Source organism: Enhygromyxa salina (assembly GCF_002994635.1).
In the GTDB taxonomy this organism is placed as follows: domain Bacteria; phylum Myxococcota_A; class Polyangia; order Nannocystales; family Nannocystaceae; genus Plesiocystis; species Plesiocystis salina_B.
This window is the reverse complement of record NZ_PVNL01000172.1, coordinates 1-6399: the sequence shown is the minus strand read 5'-3', so window position 1 is coordinate 6399 and position 6399 is coordinate 1. Positions and strand designations below refer to the sequence as shown.

Below are 6399 nucleotides of genomic sequence, written 5' to 3'. Positions count from 1 at the left end.
GTGTTGGGGTGTGTGCGGGAGGGGCGCCGGGTAGGGGGTGGGGTTCATGAGCGCCAGCAGCCAACCGCCCTCCCGGCCTCGTGACCCGCCCGAAGGTCGTGTCATCCGGGTTTCGCGCGGTCGTGTAGCCCGCCCGAAGGTCGTGTCATCCGCGGTCGTGTAGCCCGCCCGAAGGTCGTGTCATCCGGGTTTCGCGCAGCACTGCGGGGACGCCACAGAGTGATCTGCAGTTATCCGCAAAGAATCTGCAAAGCTCGCTTCCGAGGGCCGACAGACCTGGCGTGACTACCCCGCCGCGACCAGTTCACGCAGAACAGACAGTCTTCATCACCTGCGAGGCTGTAGGAAACAGCTTTCGTTTCGTGCCGACCGAGAAGGTCACCAAGATCCTCATGTTTACGCTGGCATACACCAGCTCGAAGTTCGATGTTTCGATCCACGAGGTCGTGTACATGAGCAACCACTTCCACCTGCTGTTGACCGCGCACACGAAGTGCCTGCCGGATTTCATGGAACAGCTGAACTCATTGACAGCGCGCGCGCTGAATGCCCTTCGAGGAACCACCGGGACGAATATCGAGAAGGGGTACAACTGCGTCGAGCCCCAAGACCCCGAAAAATTGCTCGAGCATGCCGTCTACACGTTGGCGAACCCATGTGCGAGCGATCTGGTCACAAAAGCCCGGCACTGGAAAGGCGTGACGACGGCGCGGATGCGATACGGTGACGAGTTGCTGCTATCGAAACCGAAATTGGGGCTCTGGGGGTCGCATGCACCAGTTCGGACACGCAAAAAACGGAGGCTTCGGGACGCGCGGACACCTTCGAAGCGTGATCGCAGCAGGATTCCCAAGACCGCGACGCTTCGACTCGTGCGGCCACCCGCGCGACCCGAGTTGAGCGACGACGAACTACGAGACGTGGTGCTCGACAAGGTGACGGCGCGGGAGAACGAACTGGAACAGGCGCGGCAGAAGGCCGGGAAGAAGGTTCTAAAGATGCGCAACGTCCGGGCGCAACACTGGTCGGCGATGCCTGGCACGGACAAGGTGTTTGGCGTGCGTCCAACGGTGTCCTCGACGGACAAGGACAAGCGCATCGCAGCGATCCAGGGGAAGAAGGCGTTCGAACTGGCGTACGCGGTGGCGAGGAAGCTGTGGATTGCTGGCGACAGGAGCGTGGAGTTTCCCGCTGGCACATGGCTGCTGTGGCGTCGGTACGAAGCGCGCTGCGTCGGCGAGTCCTAGATGCGTTGCGTGATGGGCGTGGGCGGGCATGATGACCTGCCTGCTGGTGTTGGTTTTGAGCGTGGAAGCCTACCATCGCGTAGCATTCTTGGTTCGCGGCACGAGTATTTGGGCTGCTAACGACGGCAATTGGACAGCCAAGCAGGGCGCTTCTCGACCTGATCCCAACGCCCGATGCTGTCCGGGCACATGACCTTCGGGCAGGTTAGAAGAATCGGTAGGCTAGGGAGAACGCCGTCACAGTATCCAACCGCCGAACCCCCGGCAGCGGATCGTTCTCAAACCTCAGCGTAAACGTCACCGCCAGCGACAACCGCTCAACAAGCTGAGTATTCAGCGCCGCCAAATAATTCACCCGCAGCCGCCGCGCCTCAACCACACTCTGCAAATACTCAATCCCAGTATCAAAGCTAACCCGCTCAGACAGCTTGTTCGAGTACCCCGCAAACAACCGCGCAGCATGGTTGAGCTGAACCCTCAGCACCTCCGGATCAATCTGCATGTTCCCGTCCATATCCAACACCGGCTCCCCCGCGTCATCAACCAATACCAGCGCGTCGTCGGTCCGTACGTCATACTGAAAGTCATACCCAGCCTCGAACCACAGCCGGTGCTTGGACTTGTTCAGCGCATAAAAGGCAAAGCCCGGATCCACGTTCAAGCGCAAGTCCAGCCGCTGAAACGGATCGTGGCGCGCGGTCACCTGCGTGAACGCGGTCCATCGCTTGGCAAAATATACATCGTAGCGGACTAGCCCCTGCACGTTGCCCACAGTCGTGTCGTAGCGCCCCGGCTGATCCTCGGCACCAGTCGCGCCGTAGTTGCCGGCCACCGACGCGCCGAACTGATGAATCGTCCGCCGCAGACGAAAATTGGACAGCCCGGTCGCCGCCAGCGAGCGCGAGTTGCCCGTGCTGAAGATCCCACCCAACGAGATGTCGAATTCGGTCGCGTCATCCGCGTGCGGGTCAGCCGCAGCCTCTTCGGCGGCGGCGTCCTCGGCCGCGACCTCCTTTGTGCCCGCGAACTTGTCGCCGGTGCCGAGCTCGGTCTTGCCGGAGCTGGCGTTGTCTTGCTCGGCAGTGCCGGTGGGCACGACAGGACCTTCGGGCGGGGCGGCGATGGCCAGCGCGACAGGACCTTCGGGCGGGGCGGCGATGGCCAGCGTCGGGCAGGTCAGGCAAACCGCAAGGGCGAGAGTGAGCGTCTTCTGTTGCATGATTCGAATGGATCCCTGAGGACGAGAGGAGTCTGACCCGCGCGCACAGCAGCAGCCCCGCCACGCGTGGTCAGCGCCCGCGTCGTGCTGCCGACCCCGATCGACCGCGCCACCCGCGAGCGCGAAGCAAACGGCGACCGGTCCGGGTCGATGAGCCCGCGCGATACTAAGCGCTCACGCGGCCTTGTGCACCACGATCTGCGCGAACGGGATCTCGATCCCAGCAGCCGCGAGATCCTCGTAAACCGCCGTGCGCACCTGGTGCAGCATCCCCGCGTAGACCGCCGGATCACAGTGCGCGAGCACCAGGAAGTCCAGCGAGCTGGCGCCGAGCCCGACAAACGCGATCACCGGCTTCGGCGTCGTCATCGCCAGATCACAGCGCGCCGTGGCCTTCTCGAGCACGGCGATCACCTCGGGCACGCTGCTGCCATACGCAACCCCAACGGCGATGTGCGCCCGACGACTGCCGCTGATCGTGTAGTTGGTCATCACGCCGCCAGTCGCGGCGCCGTTGGGAATGATCACTGTCTCGTTGTCGAGCGTCAGCAGCGTGGTCGTGAACAGCCCGATGTTCGTGACGTTGCCCTCTTCGCCCGCGGCCGCGATGTAGTCACCGACCTTGAACGGGCGGAACAACAAGATCATCACGCCGCTGGCGAAGTGGGCGAGGTTGCCCTGCAGCGCCAAGCCGATTGCGATGCCCGCAGAACCCAGCAGCGCGATCAAGCTGGTGGTCTGCAGGCCGACTCGCTCGAGCGCGGCGATGACCGCGGCCGCGAGCACCAGCCAGCGCGCGAGCGAGGCGATGAAGCCGACCAGCGATTGGTCGACCTGGCGCTTGCTCAGCGCGCGCGACACCAGGCTGTGAACCCATCCGGCGACAACGATGCCGATAATGAAGATCACGAGCGCGGTCACGGCTCCCACGATCAACGGCATGTAGGGCTGAAGAAACTCGGGGACAGGCAAATTTTCCATGGGTGTCGCTCTATCGGTGCAAGGATGGAACTGGCAAGGCAGCGATCTGCCGCCGCGACTCTATAGTCACGGGGCGTGTCGATGCAAACCACAAGTCAGCGTCGAAACCGAAAAATTGGGACCGCGTTCACCCTGACCAAATGACCAAATGACCACTTGATCAAAGGGACACCCAAGCAGCAGCTCAGGGCTCGATCTGCTCGATCGCGGTCACCTCGAACTGCCCAAGCGAGATCATCGCGAGCACATCGACGACCTCGATCTCGAGGTGCCCGGCGCTCACGCTCGCAGTCCCGGCGGTCGGGTCGACCTCGCGCCAGCGCGTCCCGTCATGCCACGCCACCCACGCGTGCGCGACCATCTCGTCGCCGCTCGCGGCCATGCCCTCTTGCAGTCGCGCAGGGATCCCGGCGGCCCTGAGGATCGTCACGGTCAGCAGCGCATACTCCGTGCAGTCACCCTGGCCACGCTCGAGGATCGTCACGGCGTCGAGGCTGTTGGGGGTGATCTCGTAGTGGACCTTCTGGTGCACCCACGACACCACCGCGGCGACCGTCGCCACGTCGTCGCCGGCGATCCGCAGCTGATTGGCGACGTCGCGGATCTTCTGATCCTTGGCGCGGACCATGTTGTCAGACCCGAGCAAGCGCTCGCGCTGCTCGGCGGTCAGCACGTGCACGGTGTTGCTCGGGACCGCCCGCGACGGCAGCACGCGCAGGCGCAGCTGGTCCGGACCGAGCACCTCGACGCTCATGCGCGGGTTGTCCTTGGGCACCGCGCTGCGGGCAAAGTGCTCGGCGTCGTCAACCTGGATCACGTACGCGAGGCCGCTGTCGGTGTCGGCCTGCGACAGCCGGCGCGGGAGCTTGCTCGCGTTGCCGACCTCGGGGCTCGCCAGCCACCGATCGATCAGCGCGAGCTGCTCTTCGGACTCGGCGAGGTTGAGCGCCAAGCTGGCGGTCAGGACCCCGTCGTCGGCGCTGTTGTGGGTCCACTCGCCGCGCAGCTGCACGCGCTGGACCAGGCCAATCACGGTTGCGACCAGCCGCAGATAGTCGGCGCGGCGGTCTCCGCTGTAGCGCTCCGCGAGCGCCCGCACGACCGCGGCGGCCCGCTGGCCGTCCAACGAGAACGCCGCGAACCGGCGTGGACCTTCGATCCCGGCGCGCGCGAGCGGGCTGTCCTTGGCGTCTTCGGCCAGCGCGCGGGTCGACGCGACGATCAGCGCCCCGTCGCGCGACACGAAGAACAAACCGGCGTGCTCGAGCAGCTCCCCGGCGGCCGGGGTGGGCACGCGCTGGCGCTTCATGGCGGCCTTCAGGCCTGCGTCGATCGGCATGACCAGGACCCAGTCCTGCCACAGCGCGCTGCCGACCTCGGGGTACCAGCCCAGCAACACGGCGGGGGCGGCCTCGGCGAGCTCGAGCGGAGGCAGTTTGTCGTCGGCCGACAGTCCGCAGGCCTGCACGCCCGCTGCGGGTGGGCTCGCCGGCGCGACCCCGCTCCCGTGCCCAGCGCAGCGGTCGAGATCGGCGTCCTCGAAGTACTCGCGGAGGGCGTCGGGCTCGAGCGCCACGGAGGCCGCGGCCACGTGCTGATCGGGCAGCAGCCGCTCGAGATCCCCAAACTGTCCGATCGACTGGTGGTCGCCGATCGCCCGGGCCGAGAACTCGAGGCCCTCGTTGTCGAGCACGACCTCGAGCGCCACCTCCGGCAGCCCGAGATCGCCGCTGAAGTCGACCGCCTGCAGCGCGACGCCGTCTCGCCAGCCGGCGACGGCCTTGGCGAATTCGGGATCAGCCGCGAGCGTGCTGGCGCCGCTCGGGGGCTCGCGCAGCAGCTGCTCGGCCAGGTCCGAGCCCGAGAACACCAGCAGCCGATCCCCGACGAACAGGTAGTGCTCGGAGTCGACGATCAGGCGGTTCTCGTGCAGCTCGACGGTCGCGTAGTACTCGAGCTGGTGGCCGGCGATCGTCCGGGTCAGGCGCAGCCGCTCGGCGGCGATCTGCGGGGAGTCGTCGGGCTCGAGCTCGTCCTCGGGCGCCTCGATCAGCGAGTGCAGCATGACCGGCAGCGAGCCGAGCGTGAGCGGCAGCCCGGCGAACTCGGTCGCGAGGCTCAGCGGCACGGCCACGCCAGCGTCGTCCCCGAGCTCGCGCGCGGCGAGGGTCGTGAGCACGGCGTCGCGGTCGGCGACCGTGGCCGCGCAGGCGAAGCTCTCGCTGCCCTTGGGCGAGACGCACTCGATCGGGGCGCTCAGGTCGAGCCCACCCGCGTCCCCGAGCAGCGCAAACGAGCCCTGCAGCAGGTTCTCGTAGATCAGCGTGCGGACCAGGTACGCGTCGGTCGCGTTGGCCGGAGCGAGACGCCGCAGCAGGCCCTCGAGGCTGGTCGCAAACAAGCCGGCGTTGCCGACCCGCACGAAGGTCCACTCGTGGCCGGGAGTCAGCTCGGCCAGGGGCTTGCTGCGGACCTGCTCGAGGGCACGCGGCGCGGGCCGAGCTCGACGCTCGCGGACGAACCGGGTCGCCCGCTCGTCGCTGGTCGCGGCCGCTCGCTGGCCGAGGCGCTTGCGGCCCTCGGCGTGATCCCTGGCCATGTCTTCGAGCGCCTCGCGGGTGCCCTCGGCGCGCTTGGGCCGGTCGTCGGCGGGCTCGAGCTTCACGGCCTTGGCGAGCTGCTCGAGGCGCTTGCGATCTTTGCCGTCCAGCCCCCGCGCGAGCGCCCAGGCCAGATCGACGGCGAGCCCGCGCGCGGCGTCGTCCTCGATCCCCTCGCGGATCATGCGGTCGGCCCGGGTCCGGATCGCGGCGGCGTTGTCGGCCCCGGGGATGTCCATCAGGCTGCGCGCGGCGAGCATCGCGTCCTTGCTGGCGCCGTCGATCACGACCTCGCGCAGGCGCTCGACCTCGGTCCGGCTGGTGGCCTGTGCGGGGCCCCCCGAGCTGCCCC

Annotated in this window: 4 protein-coding genes; 1 reads left to right on the top strand and 3 read right to left on the bottom strand. The window is 67.0% G+C overall.

What is annotated here, in order from left to right:
• The first annotated feature begins 362 nt into the window (after positions 1-362).
• Positions 363-1247, top strand: coding sequence for a transposase (locus ENSA7_RS41400; RefSeq protein ID WP_181234653.1), 885 nt, complete (start codon positions 363-365; stop codon positions 1245-1247).
• Between the two features lie 205 nt (positions 1248-1452).
• On the opposite strand, the gene ENSA7_RS41395 is transcribed toward ENSA7_RS41400, so the two are convergent.
• The 3 genes from ENSA7_RS41395 to ENSA7_RS41385 form a co-directional block, all read right to left on the bottom strand.
• Positions 1453-2466: a DUF481 domain-containing protein gene (locus ENSA7_RS41395; protein WP_106094953.1), complete on the bottom strand. Its 1014-nt coding sequence runs from the start codon at positions 2464-2466 to the stop codon at positions 1453-1455.
• Between the two features lie 174 nt (positions 2467-2640).
• Positions 2641-3447 carry a mechanosensitive ion channel family protein gene (locus ENSA7_RS41390; RefSeq protein ID WP_106094952.1) on the bottom strand — a complete coding sequence of 269 codons (807 nt, stop codon included), beginning with the start codon at positions 3445-3447 and terminating at the stop codon, positions 2641-2643.
• 184 nt (positions 3448-3631) lie between these two features.
• Positions 3632-6399: transglutaminase-like domain-containing protein (locus ENSA7_RS41385; RefSeq protein ID WP_146158754.1), on the bottom strand; the 2768-nt coding region annotated here is incomplete at its 5' end.